Raw genomic sequence first — 26,081 nt, 5'->3', positions numbered from 1 at the left:
TGCGTAAAAGGAAGGGTGAAATTAATGGCTTTTGAATTTCGTTTACCGGATATCGGAGAAGGTATCCATGAAGGTGAAATCGTAAAATGGTTCGTCAAAGTTGGAGATAGAATCGAAGAGGATGATATCCTTTTTGAAGTGCAAAACGATAAAGCAGTCGTTGAAATGCCATCACCAGTTACTGGGAAGATCCAAGAAATCCTAGTAGAAGAAGGAACAGTAGCAGTAGTTGGAGATGTGCTGGTGCGCATTGAAAGTGATGATGCAGCTGACAACGAAGGTGGAAGTTCTGAACAAGCAGCTCCTGAAGAAAAACAGGAAACTGAAGAGCAAGTGCAAGCAGGAACTGCTGAATCTGCTCAAAACGTAGAAAAAGAACCTGTAAAAGCTGAACAGCCGGAAGGGTCTACTGGAGCGGGAGCACAACCTCAAACAGCTTCGGCTGATTCGAATGCACGTGTTATCGCAATGCCGTCTGTCCGTAAATTCGCACGCGATAAAGATGTCGACATCACACAAGTTTCTGGTTCCGGCAATAACGGCCGCATTCTAAAAGAAGATGTAGAGTCATTCTTGAGCGGTGGACAGCAAACTGCTGAGGCACCTGCTGCGGAAGAAACTGCACAAGCAGCTCCACAAAAAGATGCAAAAGAAGCGGCGCCTAAAGCGGCTCCGGTACCAGAAGGCGACTTCCCGGAAACACGCGAGAAAATGTCCGGCATGCGCAGAGCAATTGCAAAAGCGATGGTTCATTCGAAACAAACTGCTCCACACGTAACGTTGATGGACGAAGTGGATGTTACGGAACTTGTCGCTCACCGCAAAAAATTCAAAGACATTGCAGCGGAAAAAGAAATCAAACTAACTTATTTACCGTATGTCGTCAAAGCTCTAGTGAGCACTTTGCGCGAATTCCCGGCGTTAAATACATCGTTTGATGATGAAACAAGCGAAGTGATCCAGAAACATTATTACAATATCGGAATTGCTGCAGATACAGAGAAAGGTCTTCTTGTGCCTGTCATTAAGAATGCTGACCGTAAGTCTGTCTTTGCCATTTCGGATGAAATCAATAAACTGGCTACTAAAGCCCGTGACGGAAAATTGAGTCCTGCTGAAATGAAAGGCGCTTCTTGTTCAATCACAAATATCGGGTCTGCAGGCGGACAATGGTTCACTCCGGTCATCAACCATCCGGAAGTTGCAATCCTTGGAATTGGCCGCATCGCTGAAAAACCGGTAATTAAAAATGGTGAAATTGTTGCAGCACCTGTGTTAGCATTATCTTTGAGCTTCGATCACAGAATGATTGACGGAGCAACAGCACAGCATGCGTTAAATCACATTAAGCGTTTATTAAGTCAACCTGAATTACTATTAATGGAGGCGTAAAACTTATGGTAGTAGGAGATTTTCCAATCGAAACAGACACGCTCGTCATCGGTTCAGGCCCTGGCGGATATGTAGCAGCTATCCGTGCAGCTCAAACTGGACAAAAAGTAACAATCGTTGAGAAAGAATACATCGGAGGCGTTTGCCTGAATGTTGGATGTATCCCTTCAAAAGCCTTGATCTCTGTAGGGCACCGTTTTGAAGAAGCGCAGCACTCGGATGCTATGGGAGTTGTTGCTAAAGAAGTTTCCCTTAACTTTGAAAAAGCGCAGGAATTCAAAAACGGCGTTGTGAACAAATTGACTGGCGGTGTCGAATCATTGCTTAAAGGCAATAAAGTGGAAATCGTCCGCGGTGAAGCTTATTTTGTCGATGATACTTCGATCCGTGTGATCAATGAAAACTCAGCGCAAACATACAAATTCAAAAACGCTATCATTGCTACAGGTTCTCGTCCTGTGGAAATTCCGACATTTAAATTTACAAAACGTGTGATCAACTCAACTGGAGCGTTAAACCTTCAGGAAGTACCTGGGAAATTAGTCGTTATTGGCGGCGGATACATCGGTACTGAGCTTGGAACTGCGTATGCAAACATGGGGTCATCTGTAACAATCCTTGAAGGCGCACCTGATATCCTTGCAGGATTTGAAAAACAAATGACCGCTATCGTTAAAAAAGGCTTGAAGAAAAAAGGCGTTGAAGTGATTACAAAAGCATCTGCTAAAGGTGTGGAAGAATCAGAAACTGGCGTTACAGTAACTTATGAAGCAGGCGGCGAAGAAAAAACGGTCGAAGCGGATTATGTGCTTGTAACAGTTGGACGCCGTCCGAATACAGATGAAATGGGTCTTGAAGAACTAGGCCTTAAAATGTCTGAACGCGGTTTAATCGAGGTTGACAAGCAATGCCGCACTAGCATTCCAAACATTTATGCAATTGGCGACGTTGTAGCAGGGCTTCAATTGGCTCACAAAGCATCGTACGAAGGCAAAATTGCTGCTGAAGCAATTGCCGGTGAAAAATCTGTCGTGGACTACTTGGCAATTCCAGCTGTCTGCTTTACAGATCCTGAACTTGCAAGCGTCGGTTTAACTGAAGAGCAAGCAAAAAATGAAGGATTTGAATTTACAGCAGCCAAATTCCCATTTGGCGCAAACGGCCGTGCATTGTCACTAAATGCACCTGATGGTTTCGTGAAGCTCGTTTCACGCAAATCAGACGGTTTGCTTCTTGGCGCTCACATTGTGGGTGCAGGGGCATCTGATATGATCGCTGAGCTTGGTCTTGCAATTGAAGCAGGAATGACTGTGGAAGATATCGCAATGACAATCCATGCTCACCCGACTTTGTCTGAGGTTTCAATGGAAGCTGCTGAAGTAGCTCTTGGAACACCTATCCACATCATTAAATAATTTTAAAGGAGCCCGCATCTTTGATGCGGGCTCCTTTTTTCTTTTAACCAATTATGGTAAAATATGTTTGGTAAAGAAAGGGCGGCAGGTGATAATGGCATGATACATACAAAATGGTTTGTATTGGCAGCAGGACTCGCGTTGTTGACAGCTTGCAGTGAAGAAAAAACGAATACTGGCAATAACGGTCAAGCTGCAGAAACCGAAGAATCGGCTGCAGCAGCGCCTGACAAAGCAGAAGAAGAAAAGAAAATCGAAGTCGAGCAGGCGGAAGACACCGTTGAAAAACCGGAAAAAGAACCCGTAGAGCTGGCAGCTGAGCCGCAATACCGGCTCAATCCACAAACTTGGAGCTTGGAACCAATTGGGGAAGCGCCTGCTGAAGCGGTGTTGATTACCATTGATGATGCACCGGATGATCACTCGGTCGAAATGGCTTCTGTATTAAAAGACAGAAATGTTCCAGCCATTTTCTTTGTTAATGGCCATTTCCTTGATACGGATGAAGAAAAAGCGAATTTGAAAAAAATTCATGAGATGGGTTTTGCTATTGGCAATCACACTTCTACCCATGCGAATTTAAAAACCATTGGAGAAGAGGAGCAGCGTGAAGAAATTTTATCGCTGAGCGAAACCGTTGAACAGATCATCGGCGAAAAACCGAAGTTTTTTAGAGCGCCTAATGGTTCCAATACTGATTTCAGCAAGGAGCTGACGGCTCAAGAAGGCATGCTGTTAATGAACTGGTCATATGGCTATGACTGGGAAACGCAATACATGAACCCTGCTGCATTGGCCGATATTATGGTCAATACGGAATTCTTGAGAAATGGCTCAAATCTGCTGATGCATGACCGCAAATGGACAGCAGAAGCGCTGCCGAAAATTATTGAAGGCTTGCAGGCAAAAGGCTACTCATTTATTGACCCCGAAGAAATTGAAAACGTAAAAGAATAAATAAACGGCCAGAAAAGCAAATTACATTGCTTTCTGGCCGTTTATTCGTTTAACGTATTGCCTGCTGTTCTTTAATGACACGAAGCTTTTTCAATGTATCGTCTTCCGGACCCTGGACTGGAAGACCAGCTTTGACGTTCATATCAATATAAGCGATGTTTTCCTGCGTAATGATTTCGCCAGGGATGAAAATCGGAATGCCAGGCGGATAAACCATGATAAATTCAGCTGAAATGCGGCCAACTGCATCTTCGATTGAAATCACTTCGGTTGTTGCGTAAAAAGCATCTCTCGGCGTCATAGCAAGGCGCGGGATATCCGGCAAGAGGACGACAGGCTCGATCACTGCTGCATCGCTTTCGAAGGCTTTGCTCATCCGCTGAAGCGCATTGATCAGGAGATTGAGCTCTTTTCGTGTATCGCCGATTGTTACCAAACAAAGAATATTATATAAATCAGACAGCTCGATTTCGATATTGGCGTTTTCTCTTAGCCACTCTTCTGCCTGATGCCCTGTAATGCCTAAATTTTTGACACTGATCAGGAGCTTTGTCGGATCCATGTCATAAGTTGCTGATGTATTCAATATCTCTTTGCCAACACAATACAAATGCGGAATTTTATTGATCCGTTTGCGTGCGTCTTGTGATAGCCGGATGGCCTGGTCAATCAAATCGAAACCGTGGATGGCCAGCTGCCTGCGCGCGGTATCGAGCGACGCAAGTATTGGGTAGGAAGTTGAAGTGGTTGTCAGCATGGAAAGCGTCGACTGAACGCGTTTTGCCGATACCAGTCCTTCACGAACGTTTAACACAGAGCTCTGCGTCATAGAGCCGCCCAATTTATGGACGGAAGTTGCAGCCATATCAGCTCCTGCAGCCATAGCCGATACAGGCAATGATTTATGGAAATGAATATGTACACCATGTGCTTCGTCTACTAATACCGGAATATTGCGGCCATGGGCAATATCGACAATTCGTTTTAAATCAGCTGCTACACCAAAGTAAGTCGGATTGATGACAAGTACAGCTTTGGCATCGGGGTATTCAACCAGTGCTTTTTCTACAGCTTCTGCGGAAATGCCATGGGAAATGCCCAGTTCCTTGTCAACTTCCGGATGGATGAAGATAGGGATGGCACCGGCAAATACGATAGCTGACATAATGGATTTATGGACATTTCGCGGAACAAGAATTTTGTCATTAGGACCGACGACACTTAAAATCATGGTCATAATAGCGCCGCTTGTCCCTTGAACAGAGAAAAATGTATGATCCGCGCCAAAAGCTTGCGCTGCCAGATCCTGTGCGTGTTTAATGGCACCTTTTGGCGAATGGAGATCGTCCAAAGGAGCAATATTGATTAAGTCGATCGATAATATATTATCGCCAACAAATTCCCGGAAAGCAGGATCTACGCCTTGCCCTTTTTTATGTCCAGGAATGTGGAACTGAATTGGGTGCCGGTTACGGTGCTTTAGGAGCGCATCGAATAACGGGGTTTCTAATTGAGACAATGGTAACCCACCTCACTTTATAAAATGAAAACAAAATGAATTATAGCATGTTGAACAAAGCTATACTATAAAAATAAAAGGATTTTGGCATGTTCCATCGAATAGAGGAAATAAAGGGGAGGGAATCATACACATGAATTTTACTACAAGAATAACTGAATTATTAGGGACACGCCTGCCAATCGTGCAGGGCGGTTTGGCATATCTGGCATATGCAGAGCTTGCGGCAGCTGTTTCCAATGCAGGGGGGCTGGGTCAAATTACGGCGATGAGCTTGTCGTCTCCAGAGTTGCTTAGAGAAGAAATACGTAAAGTACGGAAATTGACAGATCAGCCTTTTGGCGTCAATTTCGCAATCGGCGAACATGGCCGGCCGTTCTCGCACATGCTTGAAGTAGCTATTCAAGAAAATGTTCCCGTAGTATCCATGACCGGAGGAAATCCGACGCCGATTTTCGATCAATTAAAAGGAACGCCCATCAAAAAACTGGTGCTCGTTGCGGCCAGACGGCAAGCCCAAAAAGCGGAAGAGCTGGGTGCGGATGCAGTGATGGTAGTCGGCCACGAAGGCGGCGGGCATTTGGGGAGAGATGATATTGGCACGATGGTGCTGATTCCCCAAGTGGTTGATGCTGTTTCCATTCCGGTCATCGCTTCAGGGGGCATCGGGGATGGAAGAGGATGGATGGCAGCGCATGCTCTGGGAGCAGAAGGCATTGAAATGGGCACCCGCTTTATTGCGACCAAAGAATGCGTCCATGCTTCAGAGGAATATAAAAAAGCTTTGGTTGACAGCAATGAAAGCGATACGGTTATAATTAAGAAAAGCATCGGCGCTCCGGCCCGTACCCTCAAAAATAGCTGGACCAATAAAATCCTGGAAATTGAAGCGATTACCCCGAGCTATGAAGCATTGCGTGACTACGTCAGCGGTACCGCGAACAAAAGATATATTTATGACGGGAATTTAACCGAAGGATTTGGATGGGCGGGGCAGGTGACAGGCTTGATCAAAGATGTGCCAACTGTTCAGGAGCTGATGGACCGGATGGTCAAGGAAGCGGTCGAAATCCGGACAAGATGGGCAATTACACCATGAAAGTAGGGATGAATAATGGATTATTCTTATCCGTTTTCAATCGACTGGACAACAGACGAAATAATTGATGTAGTGACATTTTTTGAAGGAATTGAATTGGCGTATGAGAAAGGCATCAGACGGGAAGACATGATGTTCCGATATCGCCGCTTTAAAGAAATCGTGCCATCTATTGCTGAAGAAAAAACGTATTTCCGGGAATTTGAAGAAGAAAGCGGCTATGCAAGTTTTCCGGTGATCAAAGAAATGAAAGTTAGAAACGATAATGATTTAATTAGCGTTCAAAAGAAATAAAAACAGTTTCACTTCAAATTTCAACATCTAAAAATGCCACAGCTTATCGCTGTGGCATTTTTTCTTTCTGTAAGAGCGTTTTATAAATCGGCAAGAGAGCCGCGAATGTTTCTTCTGCAAATTCTTTGAAATCATCTTCACTAAGATTGACTGCCCGTTCTTTTGGAAGGTGCCGCCCAATGACCAATTCGCCTTTTTTAACATCGCGCAGGCGTATCATCAGTTTGTTCAACTCATCGCCTGACATTTCTTCGAGTGGTGTCGCTTCCGGTTTCATGTGGTCGCCGGACACCATGAAATCGGCAGGCAATGCAGCAAGGGCATCTTCATCTAATAAGTTTTGGGCCATGGCGCTTTTTCCTGGAGCTTCGTAGATTACCGCTAAAATGATAAAAACATGACTGTTCCACAATCCGATTTGAAAATGGGGAACTGCTTTATAGCCTCTTTTATATGGAGCAAAAGCAACCCAGCTGTCATTTGGGGGATTTACTGTGCGCCGCATATGTTTGGCGACGTGAGGGAAAAATTCATCTCCAGTCACTGCAGAGAAAAATGAAGAATAGAATTTGCCCAGTTCCTCAAATTTTGGACGGACGCGTTCCGTCAGCAATTCCATGCGCTCTTTCAGCCCTGGAGTATCAAATACTTCAAAATCTTGTTCGGTCCAAAAAGATGTCAATTTAATTTCCTCCTTAATCTATTTCACAGGTTTCATTTTAGCGAAGTTTGGGAAGAAAGAATATAAATAAGTTTTTTCTAATCGCCATTGGGTATTGATTTTTATAGCAATTATATTTATAATTATCTGAATTATCGAAATGCGGAGAGGAAGGGGTGCTTATTATGAAACAGATGATTCAAATCATTCGCAAAGCAGAGATAGAGAAAGAATATATCAATGTATTGAAACTTGAACTGGACTATGAACTTGCTTCTTTGTTTGATGCCATGCAGCAAAAAGATGGCCGTGAAGCGGATAAAAGCAAAAAACGGCTTCATGAAATATATGTAGAACTGGAGGCACTTCATGCGCTCTGACAAAACTATCACATAGAGGCACCTACTGGGATAAGACAGTAGGGGCCTTTTTCGTTATAATGGATAGAAACAAGGAGGCGGAAAACATGGAGCTGCATGCAATGGACCGGTACATAAAGTCATTGATCAAAGAAGCAGGGCACAAAATCCGGAATTCTTTTATCAGCGATATTACAATTGAGACAAAATCCGATGCAAATGATTTAGTTACAAATATTGACAAAGAAATTGAACAATTTTTCATTGAACGGATAAGACGGGATTATCCTGGCCACCGCATTTTCGGCGAGGAAGGCTTTGGAGATGCAATCGATGATTTGTCAGGTGTTATTTGGATGCTTGATCCGATTGACGGCACGATGAATTTCGTTCATCAAAAACGAAACTTTGCGATTTCCCTTGGAGTTTATGAAGATGGAAAAGGGAAGCTTGGATACATATATGATGTCGTAAATGATGATTTATACCATGCGGTCGAAGGCGGAGGGGCATATTATAATGATGAAAAGCTGAAATCACTGGCTGCAACTTCAATTGAGGAATCAATCGTCGCAATCAATGCTTCTTGGCTGGCACCAAATAAATATATCGACCATGAAGCGGCAATCGGTTTAGTACGGGCTGTCCGTGGAACACGTTCATATGGTTCTGCAGCACTTGAGCTGGCATTTTTAGCGAGCGGGCGCATAGATGCATACGTATCGATGAGGCTTTCTCCTTGGGATATTGCCGGAGGCGCTGTCATAGCAGGCGAAGTGGGTGCGGTAACAACGACTTTTACAGGAGAACCAGCAAACTTGCTTAAACAAGATACTTTTATCGCGGCTAATCCTTCGATACACAATCGTATGCTATCTGACTATATTCGGTTAAAATAAAAGAGGATGCGACACGTCGCATCCTCTTTATCCATAATTAAAGTAAACCGGCTTCCCGCATTTCTTTTTTCTTTTTAAAGCCCATTCCCATGATCAGGCAAAGAAGCAAAATGGCGAGAAGAATGCCTGGGATACTGCGCAAGCCAACTGCGATTCCAATGCCAGCCATTGATAAAAGTGCCGCCAGTGAATAAAATACGAAAATCCATTTTATGTTTTTCAAAATTTTTTCCTCCTGCACTGTTTGCTTGAAATAAAGTCTTAGGGTTTTCTCCCCATATGTGCTATACTAACACAGTTATGGACATGAAAAAAGAATATTGGAGTGAAAGTATGACTAACTTACGAAACGATTTAAGAAACATTGCGATTATTGCCCACGTTGACCATGGTAAAACAACCTTAGTGGATCAGCTTCTTCAGCAATCCGGAACTTTCCGTTCAAACGAGCACGTTGATGAACGTGCAATGGACTCTGGTGATATCGAAAGAGAACGCGGAATTACAATTCTTGCTAAAAACACTGCGATTCAATATAAAGACGCTAAAATCAACATTTTGGATACTCCTGGACACGCCGATTTTGGTGGAGAAGTTGAACGTATCATGAAAATGGTAGATGGTGTTTTGCTTGTAGTAGATGCTTACGAAGGCTGTATGCCACAAACGCGTTTTGTATTGAAAAAAGCATTGGAACAAAACTTGAAACCAATCGTTGTTGTAAACAAAATTGACCGCGATTTCGCTCGTCCGGAAGAAGTGGTTGACGAAGTCATCGAATTGTTCATTGAACTGGAAGCAAATGACGATCAACTTGAATTCCCAGTTATTTTCGCATCAGGCATGAACGGTACTGCGAGTCTTTCATCTGATCCTGCAGATCAAGAAGAAAACATGCAGGTTGTTTATGATGCAATCTTGGAACACGTACCAGCACCAATCGATAACAGAGATGAGCCACTTCAATTCCAGGTAGCGCTTCTTGACTACAGCGACTATGTAGGTCGTATCGGGATTGGCCGGGTATTCCGCGGCACAATCGAAGTTGGACAATCTGTTGCGTTAATGAAGCTTGAAGGTTCCGTTAAAAACTTCCGCGTGACAAAGATCCATGGTTTCATGGGGCTTAAACGCGTAGAAATCGAAAAAGCTGAAGCTGGCGATTTGATTGCCATCTCTGGTATGGAAGACATCAACGTTGGGGAGACGGTTTGTCCGGCTGACCATCAAGAAGCATTGCCGGTTCTTCGCATTGACGAACCGACATTGCAAATGACTTTCTTAGTAAACAATAGCCCGTTTGCCGGCAAAGAAGGCAAATGGATCACTTCCAGAAAAATTCAGGAACGTTTGGATGCACAATTGCAGACGGACGTATCCCTGCGTGTAGAAAACACGGATTCACCGGATGCGTGGGTTGTTTCCGGACGCGGAGAATTGCATTTGTCGATCTTGATCGAGAACATGCGCCGTGAAGGATTCGAACTTCAAGTATCCAAACCTGAAGTTATCGTCCGTATGGTTGACGGCGTTCGCTGCGAACCGGTTGAACGCGTGCAAGTTGATGTTCCTGAAGAATATACAGGCTCAATCATCGAATCTTTAGGTGAACGCAAAGGCGAAATGCTGGATATGGTCAACAACGGAAGCGGGCAAGTCCGCCTCGTGTTTAACGTACCGGCTCGTGGCTTGATTGGTTACACCACTGAATTCTTGACACAAACCCGTGGTTACGGAATTATCAACCACACATTTGACAGCTACCAGCCAGTAGCTTCAGGTCGCGTAGGCGGACGCCGTCAAGGTGTATTGGTTTCCATGGAGCGCGGAAAAGTTTCAACTTACGGCCTAATGGGCATCGAAGACCGCGGAACTGCTTTTGTTGAAGTAGGCGCTGAAATCTACGAAGGCATGATTGTTGGCGAGCATAACCGCGACAGCGATTTGACTGTAAACATCGTAAAAATCAAAGCTGCAACAAACATCCGTTCAGCAAACAAAGACCAAACGACGACAATGAAAAAAGCCCGTTTAATGAGTCTTGAAGAAGCGCTTGAATACTTGAACGACGATGAGTATTGCGAAATTACTCCGCAGACCATCCGTTTGCGCAAGAAAATTCTTGATAAAAACGAACGCGAACGCATGGCTAAGAAAAAGAAAGTTGCAATTGAAGAATAATCAATTTAGGAAGGGTGTATAATCTGTGGGCGACGAACAAGCTTTTGTCTATGACAGTATGTATCCCGTAGCTCGAGTCTTATATGAAAATCTGCCGAACTATACAATAGCGGGATACGCGCTCTTTGCCGTCATCTTCCTATTATCGGCATTTGTCTATAAATTGGGTTTTGCAAAAAAACTATCATTTGGAAAAAATGCGGTTATCGGATTATTCCTTCTTGCCGGTGGCCTGGGGCTAACATTTTTAGCTTTCTTCCTGCCGGTGGTAGAAGGTTTGGTTATTGCCGCACTTATCCTGATACTGTATAAAATCCGCTTATGGCGCGAAAAACGCGAAAACGCTGCATCTCATTGAGATGCAGCGTTTTTTCGTTCAAATGTTTTATATAGAATCGGCAATGCTAAGGCATAAGTTAAATGCGCAAACATCCAATAAATGATAGCGCCGGCATCGGTTACTGCAGGCACGTCTTCACGCACTGCAAGCGCAGCTAGCGGAAAATAAAGCAGGAAAAACGGTATGCACATAGCGAGGCTGAACAAAACCAGCTGGCCAAATGTATAGGCTCTCCGTTTAGCAAGATAGACATAAACAATGCTGATCAGCAGAGATATAGCCAGGTGAAATGCGAATTCAACGGGCTCTGACCAGTCGACTTTGCCAATCAAGGGAAGAAAATCTACATTCAGTAAAAGGGTATACACTTGTTCACCTGTAACCGACTGAATCCATTTCAGTAAAATTCCCAAAAGCAATCCGCTCCAAAAACCGATCCATATGCCTTTTAGCAGCTTCATCAGAAGTCGTCCTCAATTCTGCGGGAGCTTCTATAAAAACGGAAAGACCCAGTTGCGAGCCTTTCTTTCGTACGTTCCGTAATTCGATCGTGGCAAGCTTTGCACAGATGGGTATGAATCGGCCGGTTCCGCAATCTTTTTGCTTCGAGTGTATCGTCAACCAGTTCTTCGATGGTGTCGCAGATAACACATTGTACGCGCATAGCTGTTCACTCCTATTCGACTCGGATGGCAAAAACATCAGTAATTGGATTTTCCTGATTAGATCCATCATTATGTAAAATATGGACTGGACCGTTTTCTTTTAGCGGTTTTCCTTTTTCACTGAATTTAAAAATCAGTTCTTTTGCTTCGTTAATTGGAAACGCGAATTCACCGTGAGCAGTTTCAAATATGACTGTCGCCGCATCTTCATCGGGTTCTGCATTTTTAAGGAAAGGTGCAAATAGGATTCCGAAAGTACCGGTAATCATTTCATTTTTTTCTTTCCGATTGTACCTTTTTTCTGTTTTTAGAGTTTGGGGAACGGTGGCGCCTTCCATGATTTCCCGTGACCAATGTTCACCCATGCCGCGTTTATATTCTTCTGTTTCGTCAACGACTATACGGTCTTCCGAAAAGTAAGTATCTAAATCTATTCTGCGGTCATCAAAAATCCAAACAGTTGGATCTAAAACAATTTTAAATTTTACTTTGCCTTTAAATGGTACAATAAATTCCATTACAAACCCTCCATCAAATAATCGATCTTCTTTCAGTATACCTTTTTCAAGCAAATTGCTAAAGGGATTAATTCTAGCCTGTGTAGAGCTTGCATTTTTATCTCATTGAAGATACACTTTAAACAGGCTAATAGAGGTAAGAGAAACTTCAATCAGTGGGGTTTTTCATCCCTGCTGATTGTGAGTTGATCTAAATCGGACTTTTACGGTCAGTAGATTTCCCGCTTGAACAAGTGGAAATCTTACTGGCCGTCGAAGCGGGATAAAAATCAATAAATGGGGGAGTCCTCATGGAACATACAGAAGAACAAACTTACCAAGTGAAAGCTTTGGAACTCCTCAAAGCAGATGCAGAAAAAATTGAGCAATTGATCAAAGTCCAAATGGACAATTTGACTTTGCCTTCTTGCCCTTTATATGAAGAAGTGCTCGATACACAAATGTTCGGGCTTTCACGTGAAATCGATTTTGCTGTAAAGCTTGGGTTAATCGAACGTGAAACTGGAAAAAATTTAATGGATACGCTGGAAAAGAAACTTTCTATTTTACATGAAGCGTATACAAATAAATGACTAAAAACTCAAACGATCTTTGTTTGAGTTTTTTTACTAATCTACTAAGTCGAGGTATAAAAATGAAACAGTACATTAAAAGATACGTTAAGCACTTTGATTATCCCTTATTTTTTGTTTATATCGCTTTAGCAGTGTTCGGCTTGGTTATGATTTACAGTGCGAGCATGGCTTGGTCAGTAAATTACTACGACGATGAACCTGACCGTTTTTACATACAGCAATTGATCAATTTATCTTTGGCATTTCCAGCGTTTGCAATTGCAGCTGTTTTCCCTTACAAACATTTCGGCAAGAAATGGATGATGATGACCGTGCTGGCTGTTGTCTTTTTGGGTCTGCTGCTAGTCCACCTGATTGGATACGAAGCAGGTGGTGCCAGAAGCTGGATTGATATTGGCTTTGTCAATATACAGCCATCAGAAGTCGCTAAAGTTGGAATTATATTCTATTTAGCCGGTGTCTTCTCCAATAAATATAAAAAAGGCAATATCAATAAATTAAATGAATCCATTGCGCCGCCTGTTATTATCCTGACTTTAGTTCTGCTTTCCGTATTCTTCGAACCGGATTTAGGGTCGATGATGATTATTGGCGCTGTTGGCTTGTCAGTCATGGCGGCAAGCGGCATCAGCTTTAAGTTTTTCGCCAAGATGGCCGGCTGGGTCATAGCCGCTTGTGCTGTTTTTATAGTTCCGATCATGCTTTTTGCATCGGATATGATTTTTACCGAAAAGCGCCTAGGGCGTCTGGATGCCTTTTTTAACCCTTTTTCGGATGAACTGGGATTCGGGCTGCAAATTGTCAATGGCTACCTTGCAATCGGCTCCGGTGGCCTCAGCGGGTTAGGTCTTGGGCAATCGATTCAAAAACTGGGTTATCTTCCAGAACCGCACACAGATTTCATCATGTCTGTTATAGCGGAAGAACTGGGTGTATTGGGCGTGCTCTTTGTTCTTGGAGGGTTAGCTTTCATCGTATTGCGTGGTCTTTCGATTGCGATGACTACAAAAGATCCTCTAGCCCGTATGCTTGCTACAGGTGTTTCAAGCATGATCGGGATACAATCTTTCGTGAATTTAGGGGGACTGAGTGGAATTATTCCGCTAACAGGAGTTACATTGCCATTTATAAGCTATGGCGGAACGTCAGTAATTTTGTTATCGTTAGCTATGGGAGTATTGATGAATGTTTCCATGTTCCACAAATTCGAAAAATCTAAAAAGTAAAGGGTGTGCTGCGGTGTGAAAACGATTAGCAAAATTTTAGTGGCAAACCGCGGAGAAATCGCAATTCGGGTTTTCCGCGCTTGTACAGAACTGAAAATTCCGACGGTTGCAATTTATTCACAGGAAGACAGTGGTTCCTATCACCGCTATAAAGCGGATGAATCTTATCTGGTCGGCAAAGGCAAAAAGCCGATTGATGCGTATTTGGACATTGAAGACATCATACGCATTGCAAAAGATTCTGGGGTAGACGCCATTCATCCAGGTTACGGTTTTTTATCTGAAAACGTCCATTTCGCCCGTCGCTGCGAAGAAGAAGGGATTATCTTTATCGGACCCACTTCCCAGCATCTAGACATGTTCGGCGATAAAGTGAAAGCGCGGGATCAAGCCATCGCTGCTAATATCCCGGTCATTCCAGGAACTGACGGACCTGTTGAATCATTGCAGGAAGTTGAAGAATTCAGCAAAACAGCTGGTTTCCCGTTAATGATCAAAGCATCACTTGGCGGAGGCGGGCGCGGAATGCGCATTGTCAGAACAGAAGAAGAACTGGCATCTGCATATGAACGCGCAAAATCCGAAGCAAAAGCCGCTTTTGGATCAGACGAAATGTATGTTGAAAAATTTGTGGACAAACCAAAACATATTGAAGTGCAAATCCTTGGAGATTTGGAAGGAAATGTTATTCACCTTTATGAGCGGGATTGTTCGATACAGCGGCGGCACCAGAAAGTAGTGGAAATTGCGCCATCGAATTCAATCAGCAATGAACTGAGAAATCAGATTTGTGATGCGGCAGTTAAACTTATGAAAAATATAAATTACATAAATGCCGGTACTGTAGAATTCTTAGTCGCAAATAATGAGTTTTATTTTATTGAAGTCAACCCTCGGATCCAAGTTGAACATACGATCACTGAGATGGTAACAGGCATCGATATTGTCCATGCCCAAATTAAAATTGCCCAAGGACACGCTGTACATAGCGAAGAAATCGGGATTCCAGCACAAGAGGACATTCCGTTAAACGGCTTTGCCATCCAGTCACGGGTTACAACAGAAGATCCGTTAAACGATTTCATGCCAGACACAGGAAAACTTATGGTTTACCGGTCTGGAGGCGGTTTCGGAGTGCGCTTGGATGCCGGCAATGGTTTCCAGGGAGCAGTTATAACACCTTTTTATGACTCGCTTTTAGTAAAAGTTTCAACATGGGGCAATACGTTTAAAGAAGCTGCTGCAAAAATGGACCGGAATCTTCAAGAATTCCGGATTCGCGGGATCAAAACGAATATTCCATTTTTAGAGAATGTTGTCCGCCATAAAAACTTCATCAATGGCGAATTCGATACGAGCTTCATCGATTCGACACCTGAATTGTTCATTTTCCCAGTACGCAAAGACCGAGGTACAAAATTATTAACGTATATCGGAAATATAACGGTCAACGGATTCCCGGGAATTGAAAAGAAAAAGAAACCGATCCATGCAGCGCCGAGAATACCGAAAGTGGATTTGACGGCTCCAGCACCAAGCGGGACGAAACAAATTTTGGATCAGCACGGCCCAGAAGGTCTGGCTAAATGGATCCATGACCAAAAAGAAGTATTGTTGACTGATACTACTCTTCGCGATGCCCATCAGTCTTTATTGGCAACACGCGTTCGTTCACATGATATGTTCGCCATTGCAAATGAGACTGCCCGTCTTCAGCCGGATTTGTTCTCTATGGAAATGTGGGGCGGCGCAACTTTCGACGTATCCTACCGTTTCTTAAAAGAAGATCCTTGGCAGCGGTTAATCAAGCTTCGTGAACAAGTTCCAAATGTTTTGTTCCAGATGCTTTTCCGCGGCGCTAATGCTGTCGGCTATAAGAATTACCCGGACAATGTCATCCGTGAATTTGTCCGTAAATCAGCGGACGCTGGAATTGATGTATTCCGGATTTTCGACAGTTTAAACTGGATCAAAGGCATGGAAGTGGCAATAGATGAAGTCCGCCAGAGCGGAAAAGTGGCAGAGGCCGCTATTTGTTATACGGGGGATATTTTAGATCCGAGCCGGGATAAATACACGGTTAATTACTATAAGCAAATGGCAAAAGAATTAGAGGCTTCAGGAGCCCATATTCTAGCGATTAAAGACATGGCCGGATTATTGAAGCCCGAAGCTGCATACCGGTTAGTTTCAGAGTTAAAAGATACAGTATCACTTCCTATTCACCTTCATACCCATGATACGAGCGGCAATGGCATTTACTTGTATGCTAAGGCCATTGAGGCAGGCGTAGACATCGTGGACACAGCTATTGGGACGATGGCGGGATTAACTTCTCAGCCGAGTGCTAACTCCCTGTATTACGCAATGAAAGGCAGCAACCGGGAAGTTAGAACGGATATCGAGTCTATTGAAAAATTGTCTCACTATTGGGAAGATGTCCGCAAATACTACAGCGATTTCGAAAGTGGCATGAACAGTCCGCATTCCGAAATTTATGTCCATGAGATGCCGGGTGGCCAGTACAGCAACTTGCAGCAGCAAGCAAAAGCAGTGGGCTTAGGCTTGCGCTGGGAAGAAGTGAAAAATATGTACTCCCGAGTCAACTTATTGTTTGGAGACGTCGTGAAAGTAACGCCTTCATCCAAAGTTGTAGGAGACATGGCTTTGTTCATGGTGCAAAATGATTTGGACGAGCAAACCGTCATTACGCGTGGGCAAACTATTGACTTCCCAGAATCAGTGATCGAATTCTTTGAAGGATATATTGGACAACCACACGGCGGATTCCCTGAAGAACTTCAAAAAGTAGTGTTAAAAGGACGCAAAGCAATTACTGTTCGACCTGGTGAACTGTTAGAACCAGCCGACTTTGATGAAATCAAGAGAACTTTGTTTGAGAAATTGGAACGCCCAGTAACAAGCCAGGAAATTTTAGCATATGCGCTTTATCCAAAAGTATTTGAAGAGTACTCCGCTACCAATCAGCAGTTCGGCAATGTATCAGTTCTAGATACTTTGACATTCCTATATGGAATGAGGCTCGGTGAAGAAATAGAAGTGGAAATAGAAAAAGGAAAAACGCTGATGATTAAAATGGTGTCGATCGGAGAGCCTCAGAAGGATGGCCATCGAACAATTTACTTTGAGCTGAATGGCCAGCCGCGTGAAGTGAATATCCAGGACATGACCGTTGAAGCGGATGCTTTGGCAAGACCGAAAGCAGATTTGAAAAACGAATCGCATATTGCTGCAACTATGCCGGGAACTGTGCTGAAAGTAGTAGCCGAAGTGGGTGCTAAAGTACAGCGCGGAGAACATTTATTAGTTACAGAAGCGATGAAAATGGAAACGACAGTGCAAGCGCCGTTTAATGGCATCGTCAAAGAAATACATGTAGGTGCCAATGAAGGAATATCCACTGGAGACCTCTTGATAGAAATGGAAAGAATATAAAAAAACAGCCGGCGCATTATGCGCCGGCTGTTTTTTCTATTTATTGCTGAACCTGCTGCGTGATACGAGCAAGATCATGTAACACAGTAATCCGAATAACAGAGAAATAAGCAGAGAATGAAGAAGTGCGACAGCTAAATTCAATTTAGTCAAGACCACCAGCATCCCGGTTGTAGCCTGGAGCAGTACGATGATAAAGGCAATAATCCAACCCCAATAAATGACGCGCTGTTCTTTATAATTTTTGAAAGCGTGCCACGCAATGTAAGCAAGCCAGATAACAATCAGTCCGGCAGCTGCACGGTGTCCCATTTGAACCCATTCATACATATTATTCGGGAGAGCGAATTGGTCATTCCGGCACAGCGGCCAATCTGAACAGATTAAGCTGGACTCCGTGTGGCGCACCAATGCTCCAGTATAAACCACGATATAGGAATATAAAGTTACCCCAATAGTATGCACTTTTAATTTTTTGCCGATTACGAGTCGGTCAGCGTCAAATTTCCGGTCTACCTCAAAAACAAGCAGAGTCAATAATAATACTGATGCAAAAGAAATGAGGGAAATTCCGAAGTGAAGCGCAAGTATAAAGTCACCTTGTCCCCATAACACTTGGGCAGCACCGATCAATGCTTGAAGAATTAAAAAAAAGACCGCCATGAAAGCTAAAAATTTAGTCTCACGGATATGGCCATATTTTATCCAAGCCCATACAGCTAAAATTACGATTAAAATGCCGACCGATCCTGTTACAAGCCGATGTGAGAATTCAATAAGGACTTCAGCAGTGATATCATCAGGAATCAATTCACCATTGCAGCTTGGCCACGATCGGCCGCAGCCCATACCGCTGTCTGTTTTGGTGACAAGAGCGCCGCCAAGCAAAATTAAAAGCATTCCGACGGTTGCTGCTACTGCAAACCATTTTATATATTTACTTTGATGCAAGAATGTCACCCACTTTTTCTAGTTGAAACTTTCTTAAACGTCCGTTGCCTGCATACTCGATAATATCGAAAGTCACAACAAAACACAACGGAAAATGAGGAATAGCGGAAACTTTCAAGATTTAGACATAATCCCATGAGCTTCACAAACTGTTCAAAAACAAATTTTTTTCTATCTTAAAATAACGAGCCTACTCATGTATGATTGAAAGAGCATATATCTGAGACAAATTACATGAAAATCAGCGCTTTTATCGGGAAATTTCAGTTTGAAGTAGAAAAAAGGCTGGAATTTAGATATAGTAATGGTTAGCGGAATATGCTTACAACTTTGAAAGGAGGGGGTTATATGTCAAACAGCCGGTCTTTGTCTGCGGAAACGCATGAAACTGCGGAAACGGCCACATTCCTGCAAGACTTTCTCGCGTTGATTAAAATCGGGATTGTGAATTCTAATTTAATAACCGTGTTTACAGGATTGTGGTTAGCATTCCAGTTTTCCGACAGGCATTTCCTGCAGGAATTGGACATCCTCGTCTATACGTTGGTCGGTTCTGCATTTATCATAGCTGGTTCAGCTGCGATGAATAACTACATAGACACAGATATCGATCCATTGATGGCAAGTAAGAGGGCGCGTCCAACTGTAACAGGAAGATTTAAACCGTCTGCTGTCTTAGCACTCGCTTTGACTTTCATGGTTATAGGCGAAATATTATTGTTCTCTGCATCTGTTTCTGCTGGCGTTTTAGGAATCGCGGGAATCTTGGCTTATGTAGTCCTCTATTCCATGTGGTCCAAGAGAAGACACGTCAGCAATACAATAGTAGGGAGCATATCGGGAGCAATCCCGCCGCTAATCGGTTGGGCAGCGGTTGAGCCTGCGCTTGGCTTAGGTGCATGGGCATTGTTCTTGATTATGTTTATTTGGCAGCCGCCACATTTTTATGCACTGGCTATGAAGCGCACTGAAGAATATCGTGCAGCTGGCATTCCAATGCTTCCAGTGGTAAAAGGCTTCCACCGCACAAAGAAATCTATGCTTGCATGGATTTTGCTGCTGTTCCCTCTGCCATTCCTGTTAATGGATCTCGGAATAAGCTTCATCATCTTGGCTACATTGCTCAATATCGGCTGGCTAGTACTTGCCATTCGTGGGTTTAATGTAAAAGATGATTTGAAATGGGCAAAGACAATGTTCATCTACTCACTGAATTATATGACCATCTTATTTGTGTCGATGATTATTTTCGCCGTCTTTGTCTAGTTTCCAACATTGCAGAAAAATTTTAAAAATGAGAGCGGGGTATGAAAAGCTATGATTAAAGGGCTCAAAAAATGGCGCCTTTTCGCGTTGATGACTGCACTGGTCGTCTTTCTTGCAGGGTGTGGTAGAGCAGAAATCTCTACATTAATACCAGCCGGTAAAGTAGCTCAAGATCAATTCAATCTATTGATTTTGTCTACCATAGTAATGGCTTTTGTCATTATTGTTGTAACAATTATTTTCATTTTGGCAATTGTCAAATTCAGACGTTCTAAACTGGGAGACGATCTTATCCCGGAGCAAGTTGAAGGAAGCGCAAAACTTGAATTTTTATGGACTTCTATTCCAATCGTTTTGCTTTTGATTCTTGCTGTCCCAACAGTGTATTCCACATTCGATTTAGCGGATGTTTCTTCAATGGACGTTCAAGCTGAAGAAGGCGATGGCATGACCAACTTGACGGTCAATGTAACAGCTAAATTGTACTGGTGGGAATTCGAGTATCCGGAGCAAGGAATTGTTACTGCTCAGGAATTAGTCGTTCCTACAAATGAAAGAGTTTACTTTAACTTGATTGCAGCGGATGTAAAACACTCTTTCTGGATTCCATCCATCGGCGGTAAATTGGATGCAAACCCTGAAAACGTGAATACATTCTACTTGGAATTTGACCAAGAGTCTGCTGAACTTGAAGATGGTGTCTTTTACGGTAAGTGTGCGGAGCTTTGCGGTCCTTCCCACGCGTTGATGGACTTCAAAGTCAAGTCATTGGAACGTGCAGATTTTGATGCATGGGTAGCGGCTATGCAAGAAGAAGCAACTCCTGCTGAAGGTGCACTTGCACAAGAAGGAGAACAGCTTTTCGGAGCTGATGGCGCTGGCTGTATCGCTTGCCACGCAGTTTCAGGTTCAGGGGCAGGCGGCGTTATGCAAGGACCGAACGTAGCAACTTTCGGAGACCGCAACCGTGTAGCTGGTTTCATGGAACATAACGAAGAAAATCTTAAAAAATGGATTGCAGATCCACAACAATACAAACCGGGCAACTTAATGCCTGATCCAGAGGCTTTGAACGACGGAAAACCATTTACAGAGCAAGAGCTTGATGCACTTGCAGCTTACTTAATGTCTTTATCCGTTGAAGAGTAAAAGAATCGGAGCTTAAAAAAGGGAGGTTTATACTGTGAGTTCTATTGCTCAGAAAAGGGGCTTAGGTGCTGCCATTTGGGACTACTTGACAACTGTAGACCATAAAAAAATCGCACATCTTTATCTCGCTTCAGGAGGATTATTCTTCCTGATCGGTGGTATAGAAGCGTTGTTGATCCGGATCCAGTTGATGAAAGCCGGAAATGATTTCCTCAGTGCTGGAACATATAACGAAGTATTGACGATGCACGGGACCACGATGATTTTCTTGGCAGCGATGCCGATTTTGCTTGCGTTCATGAATGCGGTAATGCCTTTACAGATTGGCGCACGTGACGTAGCATTTCCGTTCTTGAATTCACTTGGATTCTGGTTATTCTTCTTTGGTGGAATCTTCCTGAATCTTTCGTGGTTCATGGGCGGTGCACCAGATGCCGGGTGGACGAACTATGCGTCGCTCGCGCTCGCATCGGAAGGCCATGGTATTGACTTTTATGCACTGGGGTTAACAGTTTCCGGTTTCGGTACGTTGATCTCAGGTATTAACTTCTTGGTTACTATCATCAATATGAGAGCTCCGGGCATGACTTATATGAGAATGCCGTTGTTCACTTGGACAACTTTTGTAGCTTCAGCTTTAATTTTATTGGCGTTCCCTCCATTGACAGTAGGTCTTTTCTTTATGGTATTTGACCGCATGTTCGGGGCTAACTTCTTTAATGTAGCTTTAGGAGGAAATACAATCATCTGGGAACATTTGTTCTGGATTTTTGGACACCCTGAAGTTTACATTCTGATTTTACCGGCTTTCGGTATTTTCTCAGAAATCTTTGCGATTTTCTCACGCAAGCGCTTGTTCGGTTACACGGCACTAGTGTTTGCGACAATCCTGATTGGTTTCTATGGTTTCATGGTTTGGGCTCACCATATGTTTACAGTTGGGTTAGGACCTACAGCTAACGCAGTTTTCGCCTTAGCGACTATGATCATCGCAGTACCAACAGGAGTCAAAATCTTCAACTGGCTATTAACCATTTGGGGAGGAAGCATCACTTTCACTACACCAATGCTATATGCGATCGGATTTATTCCATCATTCGTAGCGGGTGGTGTAACAGGAATCATGCAGGCAATTGCTCCTTTGGATTATCAGCTACACGATTCATACTTTATCGTTGCGCATTTCCACTACGTTATCGTAGGTGGGGTAGTACTTGCGATTTTCGCAGCTACGCACCTTTGGTGGCCAAAAATGTTCGGTACAATGCTTAGCGAAAAATTAGGTAAATGGACATTCTGGTTATTCTTTATCGGGTTCCATTTAACATTCTTTATCCAGCATTTCTTAGGTTTAATGGGTATGCCTCGCCGCGTATTCACGTTTGGGTCTGATCAGGGCTGGGACTTGTTCAACGCAATCAGTTCTGTAGGTGCTCTGTTCATGGCTGTCGGTGTTATTATACTTCTGGTCAACGTTGTAATCACTAGTGTTAAAAACGAACGTGTCGGCAATGACCCATGGGAAGATGGCCGTACGCTTGAGTGGGCGCTTCCATCACCACCGCCATTCTATAACTTTGCACAAACTCCTTTAGTGCGTGGACTTGATACGTACTGGATCGAGAAAATGGAAGGCAACAAAGAAGGCATGCTCTACGCTGAACCTTTAGAAGAAATTCACATGCCGAACGGTTCCATTATTCCTATAGTTATATCACTTGGTATGTTCATCGCTTCATTTGGTGCACTATATCACCTTGATGGCGATAAAGCCTGGGCTCTTCCAGTGCTCATCTTAGGATTAGTGATCACTTTCGGTTCTATGTTGCTTCGTTCATTGAAAGATGATCTTGGATTCCATATCTCTAAAGAAGAATTGATCAAAGATGTTAAAGGGGGTAGCACAGATGGATCTAAATAAGAAATATACCCCGCAAACGTGGCCTGATCATCCTGAAACAGCTACAATGGAAGGTAAGAATAAGTTCGTCGGCTTCTGGCTTTTGCTTGCGGCTGAAACTGTAACATTTGCTTCATTATTCGCTACTTATTTGGCACTGAAAGACAAAGGGCCAAGCGGCATGGATATGACAGCTTCTCAACTATTCGAACTTCCACTAGTATTTGCAATGACGATGATACTTTTAACGTCTTCTTTGACAAGTGTTTATGCAATGTACCACATGAAAAACCATAATTTTAAAGCAATGCAAGCATGGCTCATGGTAACGGTTTTACTGGGGGCAACATTCCTTGGCTTAGAGATTTATGAGTTTAACCATTATGTACATTTAGGCTTCGGCTATACGCATAGTGCTTTCAGTTCTGCATTCTATACATTAGTCGGAACTCACGGAGCCCACGTTTTATTCGGGCTATCTTGGTTCATTGCTTTGATGATCCGCAACTCAAAACGTGGATTAAACACATACAATGCACCTAAGTTCTACCTTGCTGCATTATACTGGCATTTTATCGACGTAGTATGGGTATTCATCTTTACTGTCGTCTATTTGATGGGAGTGATCGGTTAATATGGCACACGATACGCATACACATGTTAGATCCCGGGCAGAATACGAATTCGTACGGCGCCAACGAGCTAAAGAGATGCGCAATCATCTGACGTCTTTTGCAATCATGATCTTCTTGACATTGATTTCATTTACGGCAGTAGCAGCTGATTTTTCGCCTTACTTAATCACGCCAATCATTCTGTTATTGGCAGCTGTTCAAGTAGTGCTTCAGCTTTATCACTTTATGCATATGAACAATAAAGGCCACGGCATGGTCGCGTTCTTCATGTTCAGCGGAATGTTTGTAGCTTTCATCACGATTCTTGCATTAGTGACAATCGTTTGGTGGTAATAAAATGAAAACCCCGTTTGCCTTATGGCAAGCGGGGTTTTTGCATCTAATAGGAAATGGCAGCCTTATAAATGAATGGATGGCCCTTGTTTCTCTTCTTGTTCAATTTTACCGCTAGTACCTTCACGACTGTTTCGGACTTGCTAGAGGCGGAAAAGAATGCTAATTTAATAAAGTTCAAATAGTTGTTGGACAGAACAAGACGCGATAGGCGTTTCTTTCTTCAATTGTCATAGTTCGTTCATTGATATACCAACGGAGGCGCTATATAATGGGGGTACTTAAGAAAAAGGAGGTATGCTGGCATGCCGATCAGTATATTCGGGTTTCAAGCATTATGGAGTCCGGTTTACTTAGGAGTTCTCGTATTAATTACGGTCTTATATTTTTTAGTAACGGTAAAATGGAGACACCAATTTAAAAATAGCGAGCCTCTAAAAACGAAGGAAGCTATGCTGTTTGTTTCAGGAATAGCATTATTGTATGTGATAAAAGGTTCGCCGACAGATTTACTTGGACATATTATCTTTACTATGCATATGATCCAGATGGCGTTTTTGCTGCTGCTTGTGCCTCCATTGATTATTATGGGCATCCCAACTTGGTTATGGAGAAAATTCATTGACCTACCGGTTATTAAACCTTTATTTATGTTCTTTACAAAGCCAATGCTGGCTTTGATTTTGTTCGGAATGGTATTTTCGTTTTACCATATCCCGATGGTTTTTGATTTTGTAAAATCAAGTTCATTGCTTCATGCTGCAATCAATATTGTACTGTTTGTTTCAGCGCTGTGCTATTGGTGGCCGGTCGTTAATAATTTGGAAGGCGCGCATAAATTCCATGGCTTGAAGAAAATCGGTTATTTGTTTGCGCTGAGCGTTTTAATGACTCCCGCTTGTGCATTGATCATTTTCAGCAGCACTCCTTTTTACGCCACTTATTCAGACGGAGAAGCGTGGTTGCAGGCTATGGCTTTATGTGTTCCGATGGGCACCCTTTCCCAGCTCAATTTATCGGGACCAGAATTATTTACGACCATGTCCACTGTTGAAGACCAGCGGACTGGCGGGATTGCCATGAAAGTACTGCAAGAGCTGGTTTTCTCTGCATTCCTTTGGATGGTTTTCTATGAATGGCTAAAAAATGAAAATGACAATGCTGATGAAATTACAGCGAAAACTCTGCAAGATAGAAAAAATATGGCTTTTCACAGACATAATGCTTAACGAAGTTAAAGGAGATCCTATTAAATGAATTTGCCCCTATTACCGACAATCAGTACATTTTTTATCGTATTAAGTGCAGTGCTTGTGGCGATTGGCTGGAATTTGATCCGCCGCCGCAATATTGAAGCACATAAAAAAGTTATGCTGGGAGCAGGCGCTGCTGCCTTAACATTCTTTATCATATATATGTCCCGCACCATATTTGTTGGTAATACCGCTTTCGGTGGGCCTGATGAATACAAATTGATTTACACTATTTTCCTGATTTTTCATATATGCCTGGCTACTACAGGTGGAGTTATGGGCTTAATCACGATTTGGCTTGGCCTGAAGAACCGTTTAGAGAAACACAGAAAGTTTGGGCCAGTCACTAGTGTGATTTGGTTTTTCACAGCGATTACAGGAGTTATAGTCTACCTTTTGCTTTATGTTATTTATGATGGCGGACACACTACGTCTGTCTTTAAAGCAATACTTGGAGGATAAAAAAAGAACCTTTTCAGGTTCTTTTTTTTTTCAACTTGTTGAGAAAGTTGAAATTCGTTTTAGTTTTTATCACCTAACCGATATTCCGCCAACCAGCTGCGAAGACATTGGCCGAGGATTGTGAGGCCAAGTCTTTGCGACGAAGCGCGCAGCGCTGCAGGAGCATATGTTTTAAAGCCGCGGGCGAGCGCCAAGCCGCTTCGTCGCTTACGCTCCTGTCTCTGCATCGCTGCGCTAGCTTCGAAACATGAAAGGGCGTTGCAGGGTCTCGGCTGTCTCGTCGCTGCGCTGCCCCGCAGGCAAGACATTAGCCGAAGCCTGCGAGGCTAAGTCTTTGCGACGAAGCGTGTAACGCTGCAGGAGCAGTACGGTTTTCTCCGCCGGTTGGCTCCATATCTGGAGAGCAGGAAACAATAAAAGAAAGCTTACTCAAACAGTGACACTTTTAGAGAGTCTCTAAAGGTGACAAAAGAGAGCTGAATGCAGCGGAAGGTGGGCGAAGGGCAAACATGTGCTCCTGCATCGCTGCGCTAGCTTCGTCGCAAACGAACCATGCAAAAGTGCTTTTGCACGCTT

Annotated in this window: 26 protein-coding genes; 19 read left to right on the top strand and 7 right to left on the bottom strand. The window is 43.3% G+C overall.

Going from position 1 to position 26,081, the window contains the following annotated elements; genetic code table 11:
- Window positions 1-24 precede the first annotated feature (24 nt).
- The 3 genes from QWY16_RS13400 to QWY16_RS13390 all read left to right on the top strand — a co-directional run bounded on the left by QWY16_RS13400 (window position 25) and on the right by QWY16_RS13390 (window position 3,764).
- On the top strand, window positions 25-1,392 hold the full coding sequence (locus QWY16_RS13400) for a dihydrolipoamide acetyltransferase family protein (RefSeq protein ID WP_300989724.1): 1,368 nt from the start codon (window positions 25-27) through the stop codon (window positions 1,390-1,392).
- 5 nt (window positions 1,393-1,397) lie between these two features.
- The gene (lpdA, locus tag QWY16_RS13395) at window positions 1,398-2,807 is read left to right on the top strand and encodes a dihydrolipoyl dehydrogenase (protein ID WP_300989723.1); all 1,410 of its coding nucleotides are present in this window, start codon (window positions 1,398-1,400) and stop codon (window positions 2,805-2,807) included.
- A gap of 99 nt (window positions 2,808-2,906) precedes the next feature.
- A complete protein-coding gene (locus tag QWY16_RS13390; RefSeq protein ID WP_300989722.1) occupies window positions 2,907-3,764 on the top strand; it encodes a polysaccharide deacetylase family protein in 858 nt (285 codons plus the stop codon).
- Between the two features lie 49 nt (window positions 3,765-3,813).
- On the opposite strand, the gene QWY16_RS13385 is transcribed toward QWY16_RS13390, so the two are convergent.
- Window positions 3,814-5,283, bottom strand: a complete 1,470-nt coding sequence (locus tag QWY16_RS13385; protein ID WP_300989721.1) for an aminotransferase class I/II-fold pyridoxal phosphate-dependent enzyme — start codon at window positions 5,281-5,283, stop codon at window positions 3,814-3,816.
- 133 nt (window positions 5,284-5,416) lie between these two features.
- Here QWY16_RS13385 and QWY16_RS13380 point away from each other — a divergent pair, with 133 nt between their 5' ends.
- Window positions 5,417-6,382 carry an NAD(P)H-dependent flavin oxidoreductase gene (locus QWY16_RS13380; RefSeq protein ID WP_300989720.1) on the top strand — a complete coding sequence of 322 codons (966 nt, stop codon included), beginning with the start codon at window positions 5,417-5,419 and terminating at the stop codon, window positions 6,380-6,382.
- A 15-nt stretch (window positions 6,383-6,397) separates the two neighbouring features.
- Window positions 6,398-6,676, top strand: a complete 279-nt coding sequence (locus tag QWY16_RS13375) for a UPF0223 family protein (RefSeq protein ID WP_300989719.1) — start codon at window positions 6,398-6,400, stop codon at window positions 6,674-6,676.
- A gap of 43 nt (window positions 6,677-6,719) precedes the next feature.
- Here QWY16_RS13375 and QWY16_RS13370 read toward each other — a convergent pair whose 3' ends face one another.
- Entirely contained in the window at window positions 6,720-7,358 is a 639-nt protein-coding gene (locus tag QWY16_RS13370; RefSeq protein WP_300989718.1) for a YktB family protein, read from the bottom strand.
- Between the two features lie 164 nt (window positions 7,359-7,522).
- Between QWY16_RS13370 and QWY16_RS13365 the strand changes: the two genes are divergently transcribed.
- Together QWY16_RS13365 and QWY16_RS13360 are read left to right on the top strand one after the other, a co-directional pair.
- Window positions 7,523-7,717, top strand: coding sequence for a YkzI domain-containing protein (locus tag QWY16_RS13365; protein WP_300989717.1), 195 nt, complete (start codon window positions 7,523-7,525; stop codon window positions 7,715-7,717).
- A gap of 86 nt (window positions 7,718-7,803) precedes the next feature.
- Complete coding sequence (locus QWY16_RS13360; protein WP_300989716.1) at window positions 7,804-8,595, top strand: inositol monophosphatase family protein; 792 nt, start codon at window positions 7,804-7,806, stop codon at window positions 8,593-8,595.
- A gap of 37 nt (window positions 8,596-8,632) precedes the next feature.
- Here QWY16_RS13360 and QWY16_RS13355 read toward each other — a convergent pair whose 3' ends face one another.
- Complete coding sequence (locus QWY16_RS13355; protein ID WP_300989715.1) at window positions 8,633-8,818, bottom strand: YlaF family protein; 186 nt, start codon at window positions 8,816-8,818, stop codon at window positions 8,633-8,635.
- A gap of 110 nt (window positions 8,819-8,928) precedes the next feature.
- Between QWY16_RS13355 and typA the strand changes: the two genes are divergently transcribed.
- Window positions 8,929-10,776 (top strand): translational GTPase TypA, encoded by a 1,848-nt coding sequence (typA, locus tag QWY16_RS13350; RefSeq protein ID WP_300989714.1) that lies wholly within the window; start codon window positions 8,929-8,931, stop codon window positions 10,774-10,776.
- A 58-nt stretch (window positions 10,777-10,834) separates the two neighbouring features.
- Entirely contained in the window at window positions 10,835-11,134 is a 300-nt protein-coding gene (locus QWY16_RS13345; protein WP_300993447.1) for a YlaH-like family protein, read from the top strand.
- Here the strand turns inward: QWY16_RS13345 and QWY16_RS13340 are convergent.
- The 3 genes from QWY16_RS13340 to QWY16_RS13330 are packed head-to-tail and all read right to left on the bottom strand — an operon-like array spanning window position 11,128 to window position 12,299.
- A complete protein-coding gene (locus QWY16_RS13340; RefSeq protein ID WP_300989713.1) occupies window positions 11,128-11,577 on the bottom strand; it encodes a hypothetical protein in 450 nt (149 codons plus the stop codon). The two genes, QWY16_RS13345 and QWY16_RS13340, sit on opposite strands and share 7 nt — an antisense overlap.
- Window positions 11,577-11,780, bottom strand: coding sequence for a YlaI family protein (locus QWY16_RS13335; RefSeq protein WP_300989712.1), 204 nt, complete (start codon window positions 11,778-11,780; stop codon window positions 11,577-11,579). The genes QWY16_RS13340 and QWY16_RS13335 overlap by 1 nt, the downstream gene beginning before the upstream one ends.
- A gap of 12 nt (window positions 11,781-11,792) precedes the next feature.
- Complete coding sequence (locus QWY16_RS13330) at window positions 11,793-12,299, bottom strand: peptidyl-prolyl cis-trans isomerase (RefSeq protein ID WP_300989711.1); 507 nt, start codon at window positions 12,297-12,299, stop codon at window positions 11,793-11,795.
- Between the two features lie 290 nt (window positions 12,300-12,589).
- Between QWY16_RS13330 and QWY16_RS13325 the strand changes: the two genes are divergently transcribed.
- From QWY16_RS13325 to pyc, 3 genes are all read left to right on the top strand, one after another.
- Window positions 12,590-12,871, top strand: coding sequence for an Fpa/YlaN family protein (locus QWY16_RS13325; RefSeq protein ID WP_300989710.1), 282 nt, complete (start codon window positions 12,590-12,592; stop codon window positions 12,869-12,871).
- Window positions 12,872-12,933: 62 nt separating this feature from the next.
- Window positions 12,934-14,100 (top strand): FtsW/RodA/SpoVE family cell cycle protein, encoded by a 1,167-nt coding sequence (locus tag QWY16_RS13320; protein ID WP_300989709.1) that lies wholly within the window; start codon window positions 12,934-12,936, stop codon window positions 14,098-14,100.
- Window positions 14,101-14,115: 15 nt separating this feature from the next.
- Entirely contained in the window at window positions 14,116-17,556 is a 3,441-nt protein-coding gene (gene pyc, locus QWY16_RS13315) for a pyruvate carboxylase (protein ID WP_300989708.1), read from the top strand.
- A gap of 36 nt (window positions 17,557-17,592) precedes the next feature.
- On the opposite strand, the gene QWY16_RS13310 is transcribed toward pyc, so the two are convergent.
- Window positions 17,593-18,456 (bottom strand): COX15/CtaA family protein, encoded by an 864-nt coding sequence (locus tag QWY16_RS13310; protein WP_436837189.1) that lies wholly within the window; start codon window positions 18,454-18,456, stop codon window positions 17,593-17,595.
- Window positions 18,457-18,855: 399 nt separating this feature from the next.
- Between QWY16_RS13310 and cyoE the strand changes: the two genes are divergently transcribed.
- The 7 genes from cyoE to QWY16_RS13275 all read left to right on the top strand — a co-directional run bounded on the left by cyoE (window position 18,856) and on the right by QWY16_RS13275 (window position 25,505).
- A complete protein-coding gene (gene cyoE / locus QWY16_RS13305; protein WP_300989706.1) occupies window positions 18,856-19,773 on the top strand; it encodes a heme o synthase in 918 nt (305 codons plus the stop codon).
- Between the two features lie 51 nt (window positions 19,774-19,824).
- A complete protein-coding gene (coxB, locus tag QWY16_RS13300; RefSeq protein ID WP_300989705.1) occupies window positions 19,825-20,922 on the top strand; it encodes a cytochrome c oxidase subunit II in 1,098 nt (365 codons plus the stop codon).
- Between the two features lie 34 nt (window positions 20,923-20,956).
- Entirely contained in the window at window positions 20,957-22,843 is a 1,887-nt protein-coding gene (gene ctaD, locus QWY16_RS13295; RefSeq protein ID WP_300989704.1) for a cytochrome c oxidase subunit I, read from the top strand.
- On the top strand, window positions 22,830-23,456 hold the full coding sequence (locus QWY16_RS13290) for a cytochrome (ubi)quinol oxidase subunit III (RefSeq protein ID WP_300989703.1): 627 nt from the start codon (window positions 22,830-22,832) through the stop codon (window positions 23,454-23,456). The genes ctaD and QWY16_RS13290 overlap by 14 nt, the downstream gene beginning before the upstream one ends.
- 1 nt (window position 23,457) lies before the next feature.
- Window positions 23,458-23,790, top strand: coding sequence for a cytochrome c oxidase subunit IVB (gene ctaF, locus QWY16_RS13285; RefSeq protein WP_300989702.1), 333 nt, complete (start codon window positions 23,458-23,460; stop codon window positions 23,788-23,790).
- Window positions 23,791-24,095: 305 nt separating this feature from the next.
- On the top strand, window positions 24,096-25,019 hold the full coding sequence (gene ctaG, locus QWY16_RS13280; RefSeq protein WP_300989701.1) for a cytochrome c oxidase assembly factor CtaG: 924 nt from the start codon (window positions 24,096-24,098) through the stop codon (window positions 25,017-25,019).
- A 24-nt stretch (window positions 25,020-25,043) separates the two neighbouring features.
- Window positions 25,044-25,505 (top strand): DUF420 domain-containing protein, encoded by a 462-nt coding sequence (locus QWY16_RS13275; protein ID WP_300989700.1) that lies wholly within the window; start codon window positions 25,044-25,046, stop codon window positions 25,503-25,505.
- Window positions 25,506-26,081 lie beyond the last annotated feature (576 nt).

The organism is Planococcus shenhongbingii, from assembly GCF_030413635.1.
GTDB classification, from domain to species: domain Bacteria; phylum Bacillota; class Bacilli; order Bacillales_A; family Planococcaceae; genus Planococcus; species Planococcus shenhongbingii.
This window is presented reverse-complemented; position numbering and strand designations above follow the sequence as displayed.

Coding starts and splice junctions, on each gene's coding strand:
- QWY16_RS13400 (WP_300989724.1), top strand. CDS start 25: ATGGCTTTTGAATTTCGTTTACCGGATATCGGAGAAGGTATCCATGAA.
- lpdA (WP_300989723.1), top strand. CDS start 1,398: ATGGTAGTAGGAGATTTTCCAATCGAAACAGACACGCTCGTCATCGGT.
- QWY16_RS13390 (WP_300989722.1), top strand. CDS start 2,907: ATGATACATACAAAATGGTTTGTATTGGCAGCAGGACTCGCGTTGTTG.
- QWY16_RS13380 (WP_300989720.1), top strand. CDS start 5,417: ATGAATTTTACTACAAGAATAACTGAATTATTAGGGACACGCCTGCCA.
- QWY16_RS13375 (WP_300989719.1), top strand. CDS start 6,398: ATGGATTATTCTTATCCGTTTTCAATCGACTGGACAACAGACGAAATA.
- QWY16_RS13365 (WP_300989717.1), top strand. CDS start 7,523: ATGAAACAGATGATTCAAATCATTCGCAAAGCAGAGATAGAGAAAGAA.
- QWY16_RS13360 (WP_300989716.1), top strand. CDS start 7,804: ATGGAGCTGCATGCAATGGACCGGTACATAAAGTCATTGATCAAAGAA.
- typA (WP_300989714.1), top strand. CDS start 8,929: ATGACTAACTTACGAAACGATTTAAGAAACATTGCGATTATTGCCCAC.
- QWY16_RS13345 (WP_300993447.1), top strand. CDS start 10,835: ATGTATCCCGTAGCTCGAGTCTTATATGAAAATCTGCCGAACTATACA.
- QWY16_RS13340 (WP_300989713.1), bottom strand. CDS start 11,577: ATGAAGCTGCTAAAAGGCATATGGATCGGTTTTTGGAGCGGATTGCTT.
- QWY16_RS13335 (WP_300989712.1), bottom strand. CDS start 11,780: ATGCGCGTACAATGTGTTATCTGCGACACCATCGAAGAACTGGTTGAC.
- QWY16_RS13330 (WP_300989711.1), bottom strand. CDS start 12,299: ATGGAATTTATTGTACCATTTAAAGGCAAAGTAAAATTTAAAATTGTT.
- QWY16_RS13325 (WP_300989710.1), top strand. CDS start 12,590: ATGGAACATACAGAAGAACAAACTTACCAAGTGAAAGCTTTGGAACTC.
- QWY16_RS13320 (WP_300989709.1), top strand. CDS start 12,934: ATGAAACAGTACATTAAAAGATACGTTAAGCACTTTGATTATCCCTTA.
- QWY16_RS13310 (WP_436837189.1), bottom strand. CDS start 18,456: ATGCTTTTAATTTTGCTTGGCGGCGCTCTTGTCACCAAAACAGACAGC.
- cyoE (WP_300989706.1), top strand. CDS start 18,856: ATGTCAAACAGCCGGTCTTTGTCTGCGGAAACGCATGAAACTGCGGAA.
- coxB (WP_300989705.1), top strand. CDS start 19,825: ATGATTAAAGGGCTCAAAAAATGGCGCCTTTTCGCGTTGATGACTGCA.
- QWY16_RS13290 (WP_300989703.1), top strand. CDS start 22,830: ATGGATCTAAATAAGAAATATACCCCGCAAACGTGGCCTGATCATCCT.
- ctaF (WP_300989702.1), top strand. CDS start 23,458: ATGGCACACGATACGCATACACATGTTAGATCCCGGGCAGAATACGAA.
- ctaG (WP_300989701.1), top strand. CDS start 24,096: ATGCCGATCAGTATATTCGGGTTTCAAGCATTATGGAGTCCGGTTTAC.
- QWY16_RS13275 (WP_300989700.1), top strand. CDS start 25,044: ATGAATTTGCCCCTATTACCGACAATCAGTACATTTTTTATCGTATTA.